Annotated in this window: 12 protein-coding genes; 3 read left to right on the plus strand and 9 right to left on the minus strand. The window is 55.1% G+C overall.

Annotated elements, in window-relative coordinates; translation table 11 throughout:
• Positions 1 to 52: 52 nt before the first annotated feature.
• The 7 genes from ACI48J_RS14095 to ACI48J_RS14125 all read right to left on the minus strand — a co-directional run bounded on the left by ACI48J_RS14095 (position 53) and on the right by ACI48J_RS14125 (position 10300).
• The gene (locus tag ACI48J_RS14095; RefSeq protein WP_405078787.1) at positions 53 to 703 is read right to left on the minus strand and encodes an SGNH/GDSL hydrolase family protein; all 651 of its coding nucleotides are present in this window, start codon (positions 701 to 703) and stop codon (positions 53 to 55) included.
• Positions 700 to 2967 carry a glycosyl hydrolase family 95 catalytic domain-containing protein gene (locus ACI48J_RS14100; protein WP_405078788.1) on the minus strand — a complete coding sequence of 756 codons (2268 nt, stop codon included), beginning with the start codon at positions 2965 to 2967 and terminating at the stop codon, positions 700 to 702. Before ACI48J_RS14100 ends, ACI48J_RS14095 begins: the two co-directional genes overlap by 4 nt.
• Before the next feature lie 12 nt (positions 2968 to 2979).
• On the minus strand, positions 2980 to 3855 hold the full coding sequence (locus tag ACI48J_RS14105) for a carbohydrate ABC transporter permease (protein ID WP_405078790.1): 876 nt from the start codon (positions 3853 to 3855) through the stop codon (positions 2980 to 2982).
• 18 nt (positions 3856 to 3873) lie between these two features.
• Positions 3874 to 4830 carry an ABC transporter permease gene (locus ACI48J_RS14110; protein WP_405078792.1) on the minus strand — a complete coding sequence of 319 codons (957 nt, stop codon included), beginning with the start codon at positions 4828 to 4830 and terminating at the stop codon, positions 3874 to 3876.
• 95 nt (positions 4831 to 4925) lie between these two features.
• Positions 4926 to 6551 carry an extracellular solute-binding protein gene (locus tag ACI48J_RS14115; RefSeq protein WP_405078794.1) on the minus strand — a complete coding sequence of 542 codons (1626 nt, stop codon included), beginning with the start codon at positions 6549 to 6551 and terminating at the stop codon, positions 4926 to 4928.
• 205 nt (positions 6552 to 6756) lie between these two features.
• A complete protein-coding gene (locus ACI48J_RS14120; protein WP_405078796.1) occupies positions 6757 to 9075 on the minus strand; it encodes a helix-turn-helix domain-containing protein in 2319 nt (772 codons plus the stop codon).
• A 187-nt stretch (positions 9076 to 9262) separates the two neighbouring features.
• Positions 9263 to 10300, minus strand: coding sequence for an EamA family transporter (locus ACI48J_RS14125; protein ID WP_405078797.1), 1038 nt, complete (start codon positions 10298 to 10300; stop codon positions 9263 to 9265).
• A gap of 497 nt (positions 10301 to 10797) precedes the next feature.
• On the opposite strand from ACI48J_RS14125, the gene ACI48J_RS14130 reads away from it, so the two are divergent.
• Together ACI48J_RS14130 and ACI48J_RS14135 are read left to right on the plus strand one after the other, a co-directional pair.
• On the plus strand, positions 10798 to 11511 hold the full coding sequence (locus ACI48J_RS14130; protein ID WP_326051755.1) for a 2OG-Fe(II) oxygenase: 714 nt from the start codon (positions 10798 to 10800) through the stop codon (positions 11509 to 11511).
• A 167-nt stretch (positions 11512 to 11678) separates the two neighbouring features.
• Positions 11679 to 12215, plus strand: a complete 537-nt coding sequence (locus ACI48J_RS14135) for a GNAT family N-acetyltransferase (protein ID WP_405078799.1) — start codon at positions 11679 to 11681, stop codon at positions 12213 to 12215.
• Positions 12216 to 12363: 148 nt separating this feature from the next.
• On the opposite strand, the gene ACI48J_RS14140 is transcribed toward ACI48J_RS14135, so the two are convergent.
• Complete coding sequence (locus ACI48J_RS14140; RefSeq protein ID WP_405078800.1) at positions 12364 to 14523, minus strand: DNRLRE domain-containing protein; 2160 nt, start codon at positions 14521 to 14523, stop codon at positions 12364 to 12366.
• 106 nt (positions 14524 to 14629) lie between these two features.
• Positions 14630 to 15646, minus strand: a complete 1017-nt coding sequence (locus ACI48J_RS14145; RefSeq protein WP_405078802.1) for a peptidyl-prolyl cis-trans isomerase — start codon at positions 15644 to 15646, stop codon at positions 14630 to 14632.
• Between the two features lie 254 nt (positions 15647 to 15900).
• Between ACI48J_RS14145 and ACI48J_RS14150 the strand changes: the two genes are divergently transcribed.
• Positions 15901 to 16452, plus strand: a complete 552-nt coding sequence (locus ACI48J_RS14150; RefSeq protein WP_326051761.1) for a PepSY-associated TM helix domain-containing protein — start codon at positions 15901 to 15903, stop codon at positions 16450 to 16452.
• Positions 16453 to 16459: the final 7 nt, after the last annotated feature.

The following is a 16459-nucleotide window of genomic DNA, read 5'->3' on the forward strand; positions in this document are numbered from 1 at the left end:
ATCTTCAATTCTCGAAAAGCCCCCTCAAAAACCGGAATATCGCTGTGCTTCTTTAAAAAAGCTTTACCTTCATCGTGTCCAGCCATGCCCTGGCTATCAGTCCGTGGCCGGCGGCCGACGGATGTACCCCATCCGGAGCCCAGTAGCTGGCCGGCGCTTCCGTGGAAGCGCGGGCAAACAAGCCGTCGAGCGGAACCAGCCGGGCTCCGAATTCCCGTGCCAGCTCCCGTACGACTCCGATCTTCGGGTCGAGATCTTCCCGCCACGCCTTGCGGTCTTCCGGCACGGGAAGGACGAAAGGCTCCATCAGCACGATCCGGGCTGCCGTTTCTTCCGTCGTGCGCGTCATAAGCTGCCGGTATCCAGCGGCAAACGTCTCCAGAGACGTGGGATCGTTGCGGTCATACCTTCTCCAGCAATCGTTGATCCCGATACAAAGGGTGACCCAATCCGGCTTCAAGTCGATGCAGTCCTGCTGCCAGCGGTTTTGCAAATCCTTGACGCGGTTTCCGCTTATCCCCTTGTTCAGAAAAGTGACCCGGTTTCCGGGACAAGCGGCGCCGAACAAGCCTGCTATCATCTGAACATAGCCTTTTCCCAGGTCTGCATGATTATCGCGGTCTCTGCCGGTATCCGTAATGCTGTCTCCTTGAAAAAGAAGCAGCTCTCCTCTTCCGATCGTCCTATCTATGTGCTCCTTCATGTCCGATCCTCCTCTAATAAATTGCGGAACGGAAATCCGTGCAGGCGCCAAGGCTTGGAACCTCCGAAATACCGGACGGGTCCCGTCTTCGCCTCAACGGGTCCGATCCGCAGCTCGGGTTCTTCGCCGGCCGGGTAAAGAATCGCTTCCTCCCCCTGTTTTAGCGGAAGCATAACCGATTCCCGGCTGTCCGCCACCTGCACAACATGGCGCGTGTCCTCTCCGGCCAGCCGCCAGTGAACCGTGCCGGTCCAGCCCGTCCGGATTTCGCAAGGCTCGCCCGCCAGACTCTTGACCCTCACGAAGGACGTGGCCCCGGCGCGGCGGACGGCGCTGACGAGGAAGGCGCCCTCGGCTCGCAGGTCGTGGAAGGCGGCCTCCCGCCAATCTTCCGGCACCGCCGGGAAGATCCGGATCGTGCCGCCCCAGCTTTGCAGCAGCATATCGTGCAGCGATTCGGCCCCGGCAAGAGGGGTCTCGATGACAGGACCGGCTTCTTTGTACATCGTGTTCGGCTTGATAAGGTCGAGAAGTGTATGAAGCAGGCGCAAGGCCTCGTCCCCCCGGCCGAGTGTGGCGGCGATCGAAGCCGCCCCGGTAAAGCTGAAGCCGCGCAGATCGCCTTCGCTGTCCAGCCAGTGCCGGAGGGAACGGGTGATCAATTCCCGTTCCTCTTCCCGGTCCGGGCTGGCCAGGTGCAGCGGAAAAACCGCCAGCAGGTGGCTGAAGTGCCTGTGCCCGAAGGCAAGGGGGACGCCGCGGCCGACCATATAGCCGCTTTCGTCCACCGGCAGCGGCGTCAGATGGTCCAGCGTTTCCCGCCACCTGCCGGCAAGGGGATCGCCGCTTCCGAGCCGTGCGTCTGCGGCAAGCAGCGTCTCGCATCCCCAGCGGAGCAGCGCGAGGTCGTAATGGCAGTCGCTGACGGTCAGCCGTTTGAACGAGCCGTATTCCGGCGAGACCGTCGGAGGCAGATGCAGCTTCCCGTCCTCGCCTGCGCGAAGCAGATGCAAGTAGTAATTAACGCTTCCGCGCAGGACGGGATACAGGACATCCCGCAGCAGCCCGTCGTCCATGGAATAACGGTACTGCCGCCACAGACAATGGCAGAGCCAGGTCAAGTTCCCGATCTCCTCGCCTACCTCGCTGCGGAAGTCAAAGCTGCCGCTTCTTCCAAGACCCGCGGAATCATGGCGGTACGGCTGCGGAACGTTTTCCCTCAGATGCTCTCTGTTTTCCGCTACCGCTTTGACCATCGACTCTCCGATCGCGAGACGGTTGGACGCGTACACCGGGGAATAACTCATCTGGACGTTCATGTTGAACCAGTTCCCGGCCCAGGGAGTCGGTGCAAGCCAGGGGCCCTGGTTGTCAAGCAGGACACTGTCCGCCCTTGCCGCCGAGGCCAGTTTATACATCTGAATCCAGTAAAAGCTTTCCAGACGCCGGTCGGGGATGGAAAGAAAGCTTTGGCGGTAATAGCCGTGCCACCATCTGCGGTGAGCGGACACCCATTCGCCGAAATCGGCGGACGCCGCTTTCCGGACGGCTTCCACCGCGTTCTTTCTCGCCTCTCCGGTGCAGCCGTTCTGGATGGAGACGAAGGCGACTTTCCGTCCTTCAGGCAATTGCGTGACTTTCCAGGCGGTGACGCACCCTTCCCCGCATTCTTCCCCTCCCGCGAAACGCTGGATAGCTAAAGTCACTCCATCTTTCCGGGACGTCTCGTGTACGGCAAGCGGAATGTATTGATTAACGTTGATGCCGTCGGCAAATTTGAGCACATCGTCCGCTTCGGAATGAGGCACCCACTCCAGGCGTGCCTCCCTTTCCTCCTCCGATGTTCCGAGTTCAATGGCCATGACCGCTTCTTCAGCATGTACAAGCGCCCTGATGCGCACTTCTCCGCATGTCGTAGTCAGCGAGCCCCTAAGCTCGGCGTTCCACAAATCCACCCTCAGCCGTGTGGGATTATAAATCAAACCCGCCAGCTCCAGGTTCATTTCGCCTATCGGAACACGGGGTTTAAAATCTTCGCGGTCCGTGCGGGTTGCCGTCACATCGGTGCGCCCCATGACAAACCGGAGCGTCCGCCGCTTTTTCGCATTTTCCGCTCCGTAGACCATCGCTCCGATCGTACCGTTTCCGATGTAAGCGCCTTCATCCCAGTTCGTCGGTTTCACGACCCATTCCATATCGTGTTCCGCCATAAAAGCCCGCCAATCGAGATCCAGACGCGGACGGTCTGTTACGGATTGCTTCATGAAGCGTCACTCCTATCCTTTTATCGCTCCGATGAGAGCTCCTTTTACGAAATATTTCTGTAAAAACGGATAAACGAGCAGGATCGGCACCGTTGCGACGATAATGGTCGCGTACTTTAGCGTGACGGTGAGCATAGCCACGTCGCCTTCGGATGCGCCCAGATTGGCGTTCGCTTCCCCCTGCAGAAGAATTTCGCGCAAAATGAGCTGCAAAGGAAACATGGATCTTTCCTGCAGGAAGATGAAGGCGTTAAACCACGCGTTCCAGTGGCCGACGCCGTAATAGAGCAGCATAACGGCAAGAACCGGCAGCGAAAGCGGCAGGACGATCCGGAACAAAATAACGAAATCGTTCGCCCCGTCGATTTTGGCCGACTCCTCCAGTGCATCCGGGATGCCCTCGAAAGCCGTTTTCATCAGAATCAGATTAAACGTGTTAACCGCCGTCGGAATAATAAGCGCCCACAGCGTATTCGCAAGCCCCACTCCTTTGACCGTCAAATAAAAAGGGATGAGCCCGCCGCTGAAAAACATCGTGAACACGATGAACAGCATGATCCGCTTGCGGTAAGCGAGACTTTTGCGGGACAAGGCGTAAGCGCCGAGCGAGGTCAGCAAAATATTGAGCGCAAGACCCGCGGTGACCACGAAAAACGTGTTGGCGTAGCCTCTCAGAATCATGGGATTGCGGAAAACGTTCGCGTAGGCGTCCAGCGAGAAGCCGACCGGCTTCCACAAAAACCCTTTGTGCGCAAGAAGCCCTCCCGCATCGCTGAGCGAGGCGAATACGACATATACGAGAGGGTAGATCGTTACGATCATAAGCAGGGTAAGAACAAGCAGATTGAAGCCGTCAAACGTCCGTTCGGAGAAAGTCCGTCTGTTCACTAGGGATTCCTTCCTTTCCTACCAGAGACTCGTGCTGTTCAGCTTCCGGCTGATCCAGTTGGAACCGAGAAGCAGCGTGAAGTTCACCGCGGAGTTAAATAGACCGACCGCAGAGCTGAAGCTGTAATTAAACTCCTGGAGCCCTACCCGATACACATAGGAAGACACGACGTCTGCGGTATCGAACGTGCTCGGATTGTAGAGCAGGATGATTTTTTCGAAACCGACGTTCATCATACGGCCTAACTCCAGAATCAGCAGGATGATGATAGTCGGCATCAGTCCGGGCAGCGTAACGTTCAGCATCTGCTTCCAGCGCCCGGCGCCGTCCATTTTGGCCGCCTCGTATTGTTCCTGGTCGATGCCGGTCAAAGCGGCCAGATAGATAATGGTTCCCCAGCCGATATGCTGCCAAATGCCCGAGGACACATAAATGGTACGAAACCACTCCGGTTCCAGCAGAAGCGTCAAGCGTTCGCCGCCGAAAAAAGCGATGATATCGTTAATTACGCCGCTGCTGGCCATAAAATCTTTAATGATGCCGCAGATCACGACGAGGGAAATAAAATAAGGCATGTAAGTCACGGTCTGAACCGTCCGCTTAAAAACCGAGTTCCGCACTTCGTTCAGCAGCAGGGCCAGAATGATCGGCGCCGGAAATCCGAAGACAAGTTCGTTCAAGCTGATCAGAATCGTATTTTTGATCGTCCTCCAGAAATAAGCCCCGGAGAAAAAACTTTCGAAATGGGCGAATCCGACCCATTCGCTTCCCCAGATGCCCAGCCTCGGCGAGAAATCTTTAAAAGCGATAATAGCGCCGTACATGGGAGCATAGTGAAAGACGGCGTAGTAGAGCAGCACCGGCAGCAGCATCACATACAATAGTTTGTTTTTGCGGATATCGAGTAGGAGACCGGCCCGGGCCCGTTTTTTTGCGGCCGGGTACGGCAGAGCTTCCTGATTTATGGCAGCCATGACACAATTCCTCCGTTCGTATCGGCAGCTCCGGCCGTGAGACGCACTTGTTCACACGGTAAAATCCGATTAACGGGCTGCCGCAAAGCATGGTATTAGCGCTTGTTGTAGCGGTCGAAAGCATCCTGGTAAATTTTCGTCACTTTATCGACCCCCATCTCCTTGATCCGCTTTACGTACTCGTCGAATTTATCCAGAGGCTCTTTTCCCATCACGAACTTGATGAACATTTCTTCCTTGTAGCTCGTAATAGCTGTGTTCAGCTTGGCGATTTCTTTGCTCTCTTCTACGGTCGGCGTAATAAACTGCGGCATAACATGCTTCGCCGCATCGGTCTCGGACCATATTTTCAGAGCCTCGTCCTGCTGCTTGAATGTATTGAAGTTCTTCCGGCTGTCCCCGAGGTAAGGGCCGTTCGGTTTCGTATATTGGGAAATCATTTGCTGAAGGGTGTATTTCCCGTCCTTCGCTATTTTATCGGTAAATGCTGGCGTGCCGTTGTTCAGGGTATAGCTGTCGCCTTCCGTCCCGAAGTTAAAAAGCAGACTGCCCTTCTCCCCGTACGCGTAATCCAGCCACCTCACGGCCAGTTCCGGATTTTTGGAGGCATCCGAAACCGCTTTGCTGGCAGCCGGATTATACTTGAAATCCCGCTGTCCGATGAACGGGCGCTCGCCTTTGGTCAGCGTCGGGTAAGGAGCGGCGACGAGCTGAAAATTCGGATTCTTCTTCTTTCCCGTATCCATCCATCTTCCCATTCCTCCGCTCAGGAGATGAACCGTCGCACCGGTGCTGTCGTTCAGCATTTTCGTATCCAGCGATTTGGAATCCGTATTGAGGGCGAAATCTTTATCGATCAGCCCCTCCGCATACCACTTGCGCAAAAGCGTCAGCGCCTCTTTGAATTGAGGATCGACCGGCCCGTATCTGACTTTTCCCCCATCGTCGATATAGTAACGGTTTGCCGTTTTGTAGGCGCCGATAAAAGCGTCCTGGATGTTAAACTCGTTCTGGTATAAGGCGGAAAACGGCGAGGCCGCCCCTTTGCGTTCTTTAAACGCTTTCAAAACGGTGTACCAGTCGTCGATCGTCACCGGAACATCCAAGTTCAATTCGTCCAGCCAGTCCTTCCGGATCATCGGTCCCCGGAATATGAGCCCGTTCTCCGGGCGGATCATCGGAAACACGTAATAATTACCGCTGTCCGTTTTGATCATTTTGTCCAGCTCTTTGTCCTTTTCGAGCAGCTTTTTCAAGTTCGGGGCGTACTTGTCGATATACGAATTGAGCGGAATGATTACCTTATCGGCGATGGCTTTCTCCGGTCCGCCCGGGTACGATCCGTTTCCGCCGCTCCAGTTGTATTCGATCACATCGGGCAAATTGTTGGACGCGATCAAGAGATTGAACTGGTCTTTGGACTGTCCGTCCGCCGGGTGCGTGTACTTCACTTTGATGCCCGTTTCTTTCTCCAGCTGTTTGCCGAACGGCGAGTCCGCCAGATTCGTTACGAACGCGGAAAGGTTCGTGTCCATCGGCTCCCACGAGGTTAACGTTTCTTCCGAACGAATCGGGGATTTGCCGGGTTCCGAAGCCACCGCCGATTGTTTCTCTTCCTTACCTCCTCTTACCCCGGCCGAACAAGCCGCGAGCATAACCGAAGCTGCCAGAATGACGATGACGCCCGAACGGCTGTTTTTTCTTAGCGCATGTCTGACCATGCAAACCCTCCTCTTCAAAATCACGGATGCACGGTTACGTCGCGCATCTCAGTGTCAGTATGACCTGCCGCTGCCTCCAAAAGATATCTTCAAAAATCGGAATGGCCCATCAATTTGCCGAAATCCGGGTTGACCGGCAGTCTATAAAAACCGCAATCCGTCTGCAAAAAACACACAAAAGCGTAAAAACCGCTCATGGCGGCTTCTACAGAATTTCTTTGTATTTGCCCGGTGTGACGCCTTCGAATTTTTTGAAAATCCGGTTGAACGTATTGATATCGGAATAGCCGACTTTCCGGGCAATTTCAATGATCGGGTCGCTTGATTGCGACAACAGTTTCTTGGCTTCCGCAAGTCGGACCTTCTGGATCACATCCAGCAGCGCTTCACCCGTCTGAGCTTTGAACTGCTTGGACAAATAAGAAGGCGTGAGACCGAACGCTTCTCCGATCATGCTGATATTCAGATTTTCCGAGCTGTAGTTCTGCCGCACATACTCCGTTACCTGCCGGCTGAGCTGATCGTGCTCCGGCTTGCGGCTTTCCTGGATAAACCCGCATACGCGCGACAGCACCTCCCGCATTCCGGCCGTCATTTCCTGAAGCGTCTCCGAGCCCGCCAGCCGTTCGGCCGGATTCAGTTCGCGGATCAGCTCCCGTTTGCCCGGCAGTCCGATTTCATCGAGCGCTTTGAGCAGAGTGCCGACCAGATCGAACAGCAGACAACGGCTTAGCGGCACGGAAAGCGTCCTCTGCACCACATTGCGCTCAATAACCTGTTCGACGAGCGCATTCGCCTGCCCGAAATCCCCCGCTTTCACGAAGTTGATCAACTGCTGTTCCACATGCATCGGATAGGAATAGAAAGCCGCCTCCCCGAACTCGTCTCCCCCGGGCAGATCCCTATAGGCGATCACTTCACCGCTTCCCATGACGATGCGGTATTCCATCGCGGCCAGCGCTTCTTGATAAGCGAGAGGAACGCCCGCGAGACCCGCATGTACGCCGCTGATCGCGATCGTTAACCGGACCTGAAAATGGTCCGACAGAAACGCCTTCACCTGCCCGGCGAGCCGCCGGATCTCTTGTTCGTCGGCTTCAGGACGGATATTCAGAATGCAGGCCTGCATATCGTCTATCCCGGCAGTGACCGCACTGCTGCTTCCGGCCACTGCCGTTTCTTCCGCCACGTTCATCAGAAGGAAATGAATCTGCCGGATTTTTTTGGCGTCGCCTCCGCCTGGCTCGTCCCACTTTCCGAATTGATCGATCCGGAAAAGCAGGACGGCATAATGTTCATGCGGGAATCCGATCTCATGAGCGGCCAGGGATTCATGAACCGGCACATTGGGATCGAGCCTGCCTTTGAGAAGCCCCTGCAGAAAGTGGGACCGGATCGCATCCCGATGCTGCATCAACCGCTGGCTGACGATCTCCTTCTCGGCAAAAGCGTTGTTCAACGCGTTCTGGACGAAGCCGTATTCATTGGACCCTTCCTCGAACGCCAGACCTGACTTGGTGGAGAGATTGCGGATCAGAACATGAATGGGGCTGTAGTTCTTTTTCAGGAACAGGAACGTCAAAATCCCCCCGATCAAGAGGCTCAAAAACAAGTTCACAAAAATAAGTACCGACATATGCTTCATCTTCTCGTCAAAAATGTCCGCCGGCATCATCGACACATACTTCCAGCCGGTCTGCTCGGATGTGGTGTAGGACACGGCCAGATTCCTTCCCGCCGATTCTTTGTAAACGAGCCCGCTCTTGCCGGAGAGCTCCCCGTAGGCCGGATAATCGGTCATTTGGGCGGTGCCGGAGGAAGCCAGCAGCCGGTTTTTCTCGTCCAGCACGGCTACGGAGGAATTATGGACCGGCGCGAGATTAGCCAGAAGCTTGGACTCTTTGATCACAAAAAGAATGACACCGCCGGGAAGATCGGGATTGTCCAGAATAACCGATTTGGCGTACAGGACGGCGCCGGTTCTGCTGCCGTTCTCCGTAAGCGTCACCGGAGCATACTCTTGAATAAATCTTTTATCGAAAAAAGATTTCCATTCGCCGTAGCCCGTGCCTTCGTTTTCGCGTAAAGTCTCATACAAGGCGCGGCTGTCCGTCCGTTCGCGGGATGAAATGACCGTATCGCTGTTTTTGTAATAAATATAAATCTGATCGATGAAATCGTTGGCTACCTTATACACGCCCAGATCGCCCGCAATGCCGATCAGTTCATAGTGATCGTTGTCCGTCAGAGGGCTGCCCGCATGGATAAACCCCGCAAGCCGCTTGTTGAGCGCCATTTCGACGCTAAGCCTTTCGATGCCTTTCAAATGATTGTCGATCGCCTGCTCCATCTGCTTGATCACGCCTTCATTGGACCGGTTGACTTCCGTTTCGACCACATTCCAGGTCACCATATAAATCACACCGTTGATCAGAACGGGAACAAGCAGAACCGTTATGTAGGAAATGAGCCAGGTTACAATAACGCTGCGCCGGTTAAATCGTATTCTCTTCAGGCTGTACACTCCCCCGTCATCTCGTAATGTAAACGCTTTATTGAACATTATACCGAAAAGGAGAACCGGGAACATGAACGCGGGTCATGCTTCTTTTATGATTTTTTTGTAAAGGTGCATAAAAAAAGCCAGTGTCCTCAGCGGAACAGACTGGCTGCATGCTATCTCCGTTTCATTTACGTGCGGCAGCGCCGTGTCATGACGCCAGCCTTACCACGAGAATACCGGCCAAGGCCAGAAGCATGCCGCATGCTTCCCTCCCGGAAATGTTTTCTTTGAGGTAGAACTGCGCGTACAGCAGAACCAGCACGACGTTCATCGCGCTGATGGCGGATACGATCCCCGTCACGCCTTCCCGGAATGCGGGGATGATGAACAGCATCCCGGCCAGGTTCGTGATGCCCACGGTCATCCCCCAAAGCACGGTCCGTTTCATCGACCACGCAGGAGATGCCGGATTGTCCGTGCCGCCCGTGGCAAGGTTCGTCGGGCGATCGTCTTCGCTGCCGGGAAGACTCTTATCCCCGCCGGAGTGCCGGGAAATCCGGGCTTGCCGCGCACCGGAGCCGTAACCGGTCTCCCGGTCGCGCAGGCTCTCGTGCGGCGTACCGACCGCCGTGATTTTCTGCCCCGTCTCCGCCGGAACCTTCAGCCTGGACAGCAGGTACATGCAGGCGAACAGGATCGTGCCCGTCCCGTACATGACGGTTAATACAGGTAAAGTATTTGCTGCCGATAAGGTCGCCTGTTTGGACGATAAATCCGTAAAGCCGAAGAACAGCATCGTCAGCAGGCCCCACTGGATTCCTTGCAGCTGACCCAGCTTCAGATCATGCGAATACCGGATGACGAGCAGGCCGAGAATGACGATGCAAAAACCGGCCAGCTGCACGAGGCCGAGCGCTTCTCCCCAAAGGAAATACGCAAGAGTCGCCACGACGACCGGCGGCAGACCCGTAAACAGCGCGATCAGTGAAGCTCGTCCGACCGAATAGCCTTTATACATCGACGCGTTTGCTATAAAGGAGAAAAGCCCCATGGGAATCCCGAACCACACACCGCAGCTCCATGCCTGGTTAACAAACAAATTAACGGCAAACGAGATCAGGGCGCCGGACAAATAAACGCCGAATAGCAGCACATTCCGGTCGGTGCGCCGCTGGGAAGTCCATTGGTACAAAATACCCCGCAGCCCGAAAGAGACCGCGGCAAGTGAAGCATACATAAACCACATCGTTCGTTTCCTCCGCTCCATACAATCAGCCATACTTGTAATGTCTATCATCTTTATAGACATAATAGCCTTTCATGCCGCCGGCTGTATACCCGGTTGTTGGGTAAGCTTTTTCCTGTCCGTTCCATCTTCCGGGCTGCGCCGGCACTTGCTATCCGCAGGATGCCGGCCGATCTTTTATGCAAGTGTTTCATTAGCCGGGCCCGTATTTCATTATCTTGCGGTTTCATTCCGGAACAGGTACGCAAATGTCATTCCGGAGGTATACTGTTTTGGGATAGCCCAAAACGCTGTTCCCGTTATTAACCGAGAGAGAGGATCATCTGACATGAAAAATCATTCCGCTGATTTTGTCCTGTACCGGACTTTTTTGCAGACCCGGACCAAAGGTTCGTTTGTCCCGGTATCGTCGGAACCGGTCCTTACAGGCACTGCCCTACCCTCCATCTTCGCAGCCCATGTAAACGGCGGCTTACGTACCGGAGGAGGGGCCCGTCATGCCTGATAATGCAGCGGAGCGTATCGCCGGACTGGACTGGGATTCGATCCGGCAGTCCTTGGACGAGCACGGATATGCAAAGCTCCCTTCCATGCTCGATTCCACGCAGTGCGAGGAGCTTATCGGCGGCTACGGAGAGGAGCGGCTTTACCGCAGCACGATCAATATGGCCCGGTACCGTTTCGGGCTCGGCGAGTACAAATATTACCGCGCTCCCCTTCCGGATGTGATTCGGGAGATGCGCGAAGCGTTTTATCCCCCGCTGGCGGACATCGCAAACTCCTGGCTGAAGCGGCTGAACCAAGAGACCTTATACCCGGACTCGTTATCCGGTTTTTTGGAACAGTGCCGCCGGGAGGAACAAACACGCCCTACCCCGCTCATCCTGAAGTATGAGGCCGGAGGCTACAACTGTCTGCATCAGGATGTATACGGAAGCGTATTCTTCCCCTTCCAGGTCGTATTTGCATTGAATCGGAAAGAGCAGGATTACACGGGCGGAGAATTTCTGCTGGTGGAACAGCGGCCCCGCGCACAGAGCAGAGGACATGTCCTTACGCTGGAACGCGGCGAGGGGCTGATTTTCCCGACGACCCATCGTCCCGTGTCCGGTTCGCGGGGGTACTACAAGACTACGCTCCGGCATGGCGTAAGCACCGTAACGACGGGCACGCGCTACAGTCTTGGACTTGTTTTTCACGATGCCAAGTAACTGCCGCCTTGTCTTGCCGGGGGTTTAGAGGCTGCAAGTTCAACTCATGCGGAAATCGCCGTTTTGAGTTATACTGGATAAATCTACATAGAGAAAGGACTGAACTATGCGCAGATATCAATACTTTAACCCGCCGAAGATAAACTAAATTGGAGGTAAAGCTATTGATGAAAGACATGCTGAAATCGGAAAGACTCCTGCTGCGGACCATGACGGAAGCCGACGCTCCCCGTCTGTTCGAGATCTGGTCTTCTCCCGATGTAACGAAATTTATGAATATCGACCCGTTTACGGATGTTAAACAGGCCGCGGATATGATCGCCTTTCTGAACGGACTGTCCCTGGAAAACAAGGCGGTCCGCTATGCGGTCATCGAGAAGCAATCGGATGCCATTATAGGTTCCTGCGGGTTCAACGAACTTGATTACGGGCAGCGCAGAGCGGAAATCGGCTACGACCTGGACCCTGCTTACTGGGGAAAAGGCTACGCGCCCGAGGCGATCGGATGCCTGCTTGCTTACGCGTTCGGCGAGCTTGGAATGAACCTCATCGAAGCTAAAGTCGAGCCCGAAAACGTCAATTCGGTTAAAGTTTTGCGGAAGCTGCGGTTTACTTTCGCAGGCGCGCTCAGCAGCGGGGAAGACGCCGGGTCCGGCCCTTCTTCACCGCCTTTAAACCTTTATACGAGAAGCCGGGAAGACTAACTCTCGCCGGCCCGATCACGCAGCAAAGGCTGCCGCACATTCGCGGCAGCCTTTACTGCGATTTTTCGCCTTACGCGCGTATCTTGGAGCATTCGAGCCGTCTAATTAGCATCTGTTCGCTATATGGCGGCTAGCTCACAGCTCACGATTAATTGACGACCAATTCGGGCTTGTTAGCGGGATTCTCCCGGCTGTTGAACTGGATCGTGCGGTCCTGGTCGGACACGCCTTCCACGATCAGCGTGACGATGCCGTCGGATAGCCGGTCCTTGACGAAAGACGTGACATCCAGTTCATAGTATGTCAGCGTCCCGCCCACCTGGATGGTGGACAACGCGCCAGTGGCGGCGGCAGGCGCGTTGTTCCAAGTTAGCCCCGTCTCCGTCCAGCCGTTTGAGGCCGCTCCCGACACTTTGACTTGGACGTTCGAAGCGTCCTGCGTGTTCCCGCCGAACAGGCGGAGCTTGGCGGAAGTCACGGCGGTCAGACCGCTGACGTCGAATTTGAGGTAAGCCTTCCGGGTGTAGCCTGCGGCCGTGCCGTCTTTGACGTACAGCGTCGGGGCTGTCCCGTAATTGACCCCCGCGCCGGAACCGTCGAGCACGTAGGCATCGGCTGTCGGCGCTTTGACGCCCGGCGCGGGCGTTACCGGAACCCCGGCGCCGTTGTAAGCGCCGATATTCGGTGCCGCGGTTGCGGAAACGGTTCCGCCGAAATAATCTTTGCCGCCGTTATCGGCGATAAGCTTGCCGGCGTTTAGCGCCGGAGAACCGGCCTTCAGGCGGTAAGCCGCCGCCGTAGCCAAGCCGGTGCCTGCGCCTCCGGGATTCACAAACGACGGGTCGGCTGTCCGTTTGGCGGGATCGGCGGGTTCATTTGCCGAATGGGTTCCGCTGGCTTCATAGAAGATGTTGTTGCCGAAAGTGGTCTGGCCCCAGTTGGCCGCTGTTCCCCAGTTGGTCGTGACGGACGGATTCGCGTTGTAGAAAATATTGTTCGTAAACTGGTAGCCGGTTTTAGTGGCATCGTTGCCGCCGATTACCTTGTGAGAAGCGCCGTTATAGTAAAAGACATTGTTATAGATCGAAGCCGGAGTCGCCTCGTTCGCATTGAAATGGCGGATGATGTTGCCTTCGTTCTGGCTGATGTGATAACGCATCACATCGTTCTTGTTCGTGCCCATCATTAGAACATGCCCCATCGGATTATCGTGGCTGTAATTGTATTGGTAGGTCGTATTTTCCAGATACAAATCGAAATCCCACGCGCATCCGTCCTGATTGGACGCCGGTCCGCCGAACGCTTCGTTGTACTGCAGGACGGTATTTTTGGCGACGGCCAGCCAGATGGCGGCAATCGCATTGGTGGAGGCTACGCGCGTACCGAAACGGTTTGCCACGTTATATTCGACGAGAGCCCCGTCCGTATCCCGCAGAATGATGCTGTCTCCGCCGACATCTTCCAGATTGTTGTGGCCGATATAGACGTTCGTATTCCAGTTGCCGTACGTGCGTGTGCTCGTCGTGCTGAAGCTGTCGTCGTTCACATAGTTGCTGTGGGCCGCCGCCCGGATTCCGACGCGGTCCACTTTGCGGATGGAGTTGTTTTCGATCCGGACATCGTTGAACCTGGCGTAGGTGCGGGTAGACGTAGCCGCCGTTCCCTGAATAACCGTAATAATGCCGCCGTTTTCCTTCGCTCCCGCGTTGTTGCTGCCGTCCACATCGTGAACGTCATTGCCCCGGATGTAGATGTGATTGTAAACCCGGTCGCTTTCGTTGGCGTCGATGACGACGAAAATTCCTGCCCGGAGTGCGGCGGAGTCATTGTTCTCCACGGAAAAATTGTCGTCGTTCGTGACTTCCAGATTGTTGATTTCCCAGTATTCTTGGTTGCGGAGAAATACAGTTCCGGTATTGTACGTTTTCGAACTGTTGGAAACGGTCTGATTAAAGTTGTTGCCGCCGCCGTTTATAACCGGTTTGCTTCCGGTTCCGTACTTGTCGATGACAATCGGACTGCCGTCCGTACCGGAACCTTTGGGCCAAAGCTGGCCGTTCCAGACACCGCCGGATTTTAACAAAATCCGATCTCCCGGCTGAAACGTCGTCGCGTTCACTTTGGCTAACGTCTTCCAGGCCTGTGCCTGAGAGGCGCCGCTGTTGGCATCGTTTCCGGCCGCCGAATCCACATAGTAAGCCGTACCGGCCGCGTTAGCCGGCTTCACACCATAGAAAGCGTTTACAAAAAGCGATAAAAACAAAACGGCTGCCGTCCAGGCACTGATTCTGCTGGAAATTTTCTGCACGATGACTTGCCTCCTTTTTCGTAATGCGCGATGCTTCGCTCCTCTACTTTACAAAAAATTCCTCCGCCCACCATAGGCAAAATTTTGACTTTCGTGTGCAGGCTTTTTACTTTATGATGCCGGTTTCCCCTTCGGATGACGGCGGTTTTGTGACGATTATTTCAGTCCGGGACATACGTGTAGCCAGTTCCGCGGCATACCGCTCATCCGTGTAAAGAATCCGGACGCGTTCTTTCACATCTTCGAACGGCTCGTATTCCGCCTTTCCACGTTCCGTGCAGCGGATGATATACAGCCGCTCTCCCTCTCCGATCACTCCGCTCATCTGGCCGGGCTGAAGCCCTTCCGCCTCTTGCAGCAGCGCCGGATACCTCTCCGCGTCGGCTTTGCGGTCCGCCGGTTCGAACCAGCGCGCTTCCGCCGCGAGACCACTGTCAGCCTGCCCGGCCAGGCTTTCGAAATCTTCTCCGGCCTTCAGTCTGGCCGCCGCCCGGTTCAGCTTCCCGGCACCGCTTTCACTGTTTTCCGCCGAAAGGAGCTGCAGGCGGATTTTGGACGGGCGCATGAACCGGTCGTCCTTCATGCGTTCGTACGCGGCCTGCAGTTCGGCGTCACCCGCGGCAAAATCTTGCCCGGCCAGCGCCTCTTTCAGCCGGAGCTGCAGGTTAGACTGCTCGTAGCGGTAATATCCGGCCTGATCGTAAGAGACCGGACCGTAAACCGGCTCGCCGTGATCCGCAGCGGCTTTGCGTCTGGCGTTCTCCTGCCGCCAGCGTTTCTCGAAGTCGCCGAAACCGAGTCCGCCCGCGGCCAGTCCTTTTTCCTTCGCCCACAGCTGCTCGGTTTTGAGCTCTTTCACCCGCTCCAGCGTCTTCGCGTCCAGTTCTTCCGGCTTTGCCGTGCTTCTCAGCATGTCCCGGACGAGTGCAAACTCCCCGTATTGGATAGGCTCGTTACCGATGGAAGCGACGACTGTGTATTCGGTTACGGATGAGGATTTATAACGCGCAAAGCCTGCCGCTGCGGCCGCCGCCGTCACAATAAGCGCCGACACGACGATGATTCGTGCGAACCGTTTTTTCTTCCCGTTCGTTTTTAGTCCGGGCGTGTTTTTTTTACCCATTCGACTCCCTCCCTTCAAGGTTCAGCTTTGCTTTTCCCTATCTTAAGAAAGGCCGTGCCGGTTTGCCAGGAACTCCGTTGACCTTTTGATCCGAAAATGTGAACAATTTTGACTTTTTTCCCTACATAATCCGATCATCCGGCAAAATAACTTCTCCTATATAGCCCGGTTGAGTCATGTTAATTTTCACATTGATGGATATAATTGGTTTACGGAATTTCCGTATATACAAAAGAGGAGGAAGAAAAACATTCATGAAAACACGTAAATATCATTTGTGGGTAGGATTGATCGCTTCGATTTTTATTTTTGTGGAAGCGCTAACAGGCATTCTTCTGGTCCACACAAGCACCATGGGTTTCAACAAGGAGGTTCAGACGTACGAAACTCCTGCAGCTTCAAACTCCGGTCAGCAGACTTTAAATGTGGCCGAGGCCGTTTTAAAAGCAAGCCAATCCGGCGCTTTTGATCTCTCGGAAGCCCGGCTCGTTATGAACCATACGCTGGGAGACGGCCATCACGGAACGGCGGGAGATTACAAAGTCCGGCTGCGCGACGACGATCAGACCCTCTATGTCATCGACCTGTACGGGAATGTGATTCGCAAGGAAGTTAACAATGTGAACAATTTCGTCCGGGATCTCCATTTCGGCGAGCTTTACGGCAAAGATATTACGTGGTTCGTCGATATCGCGGCCATTGCCATTATGTTTCTGACCGCCACCGGCATCGTACTTTCCATCCGTGTTCTGAAAGCGGGGTCGATACGCAAAAGCAAGCGCAAAAAAGCGGAAGCCGCAGGCTAAATCTCAA

This window comes from Paenibacillus chitinolyticus (assembly GCF_045038035.1).
Classification (GTDB): Bacteria; Bacillota; Bacilli; order Paenibacillales; family NBRC-103111; genus Paenibacillus_F; species Paenibacillus_F chitinolyticus_A.

Coding starts and splice junctions, on each gene's coding strand:
- ACI48J_RS14095 (WP_405078787.1), bottom strand. CDS start 703: ATGAAGGAGCACATAGATAGGACGATCGGAAGAGGAGAGCTGCTTCTT.
- ACI48J_RS14100 (WP_405078788.1), bottom strand. CDS start 2,967: ATGAAGCAATCCGTAACAGACCGTCCGCGTCTGGATCTCGATTGGCGG.
- ACI48J_RS14110 (WP_405078792.1), bottom strand. CDS start 4,830: ATGGCTGCCATAAATCAGGAAGCTCTGCCGTACCCGGCCGCAAAAAAA.
- ACI48J_RS14115 (WP_405078794.1), bottom strand. CDS start 6,551: ATGGTCAGACATGCGCTAAGAAAAAACAGCCGTTCGGGCGTCATCGTC.
- ACI48J_RS14125 (WP_405078797.1), bottom strand. CDS start 10,300: ATGTGGTTTATGTATGCTTCACTTGCCGCGGTCTCTTTCGGGCTGCGG.
- ACI48J_RS14130 (WP_326051755.1), top strand. CDS start 10,798: ATGCCTGATAATGCAGCGGAGCGTATCGCCGGACTGGACTGGGATTCG.
- ACI48J_RS14135 (WP_405078799.1), top strand. CDS start 11,679: ATGAAAGACATGCTGAAATCGGAAAGACTCCTGCTGCGGACCATGACG.
- ACI48J_RS14145 (WP_405078802.1), bottom strand. CDS start 15,646: ATGGGTAAAAAAAACACGCCCGGACTAAAAACGAACGGGAAGAAAAAA.
- ACI48J_RS14150 (WP_326051761.1), top strand. CDS start 15,901: ATGAAAACACGTAAATATCATTTGTGGGTAGGATTGATCGCTTCGATT.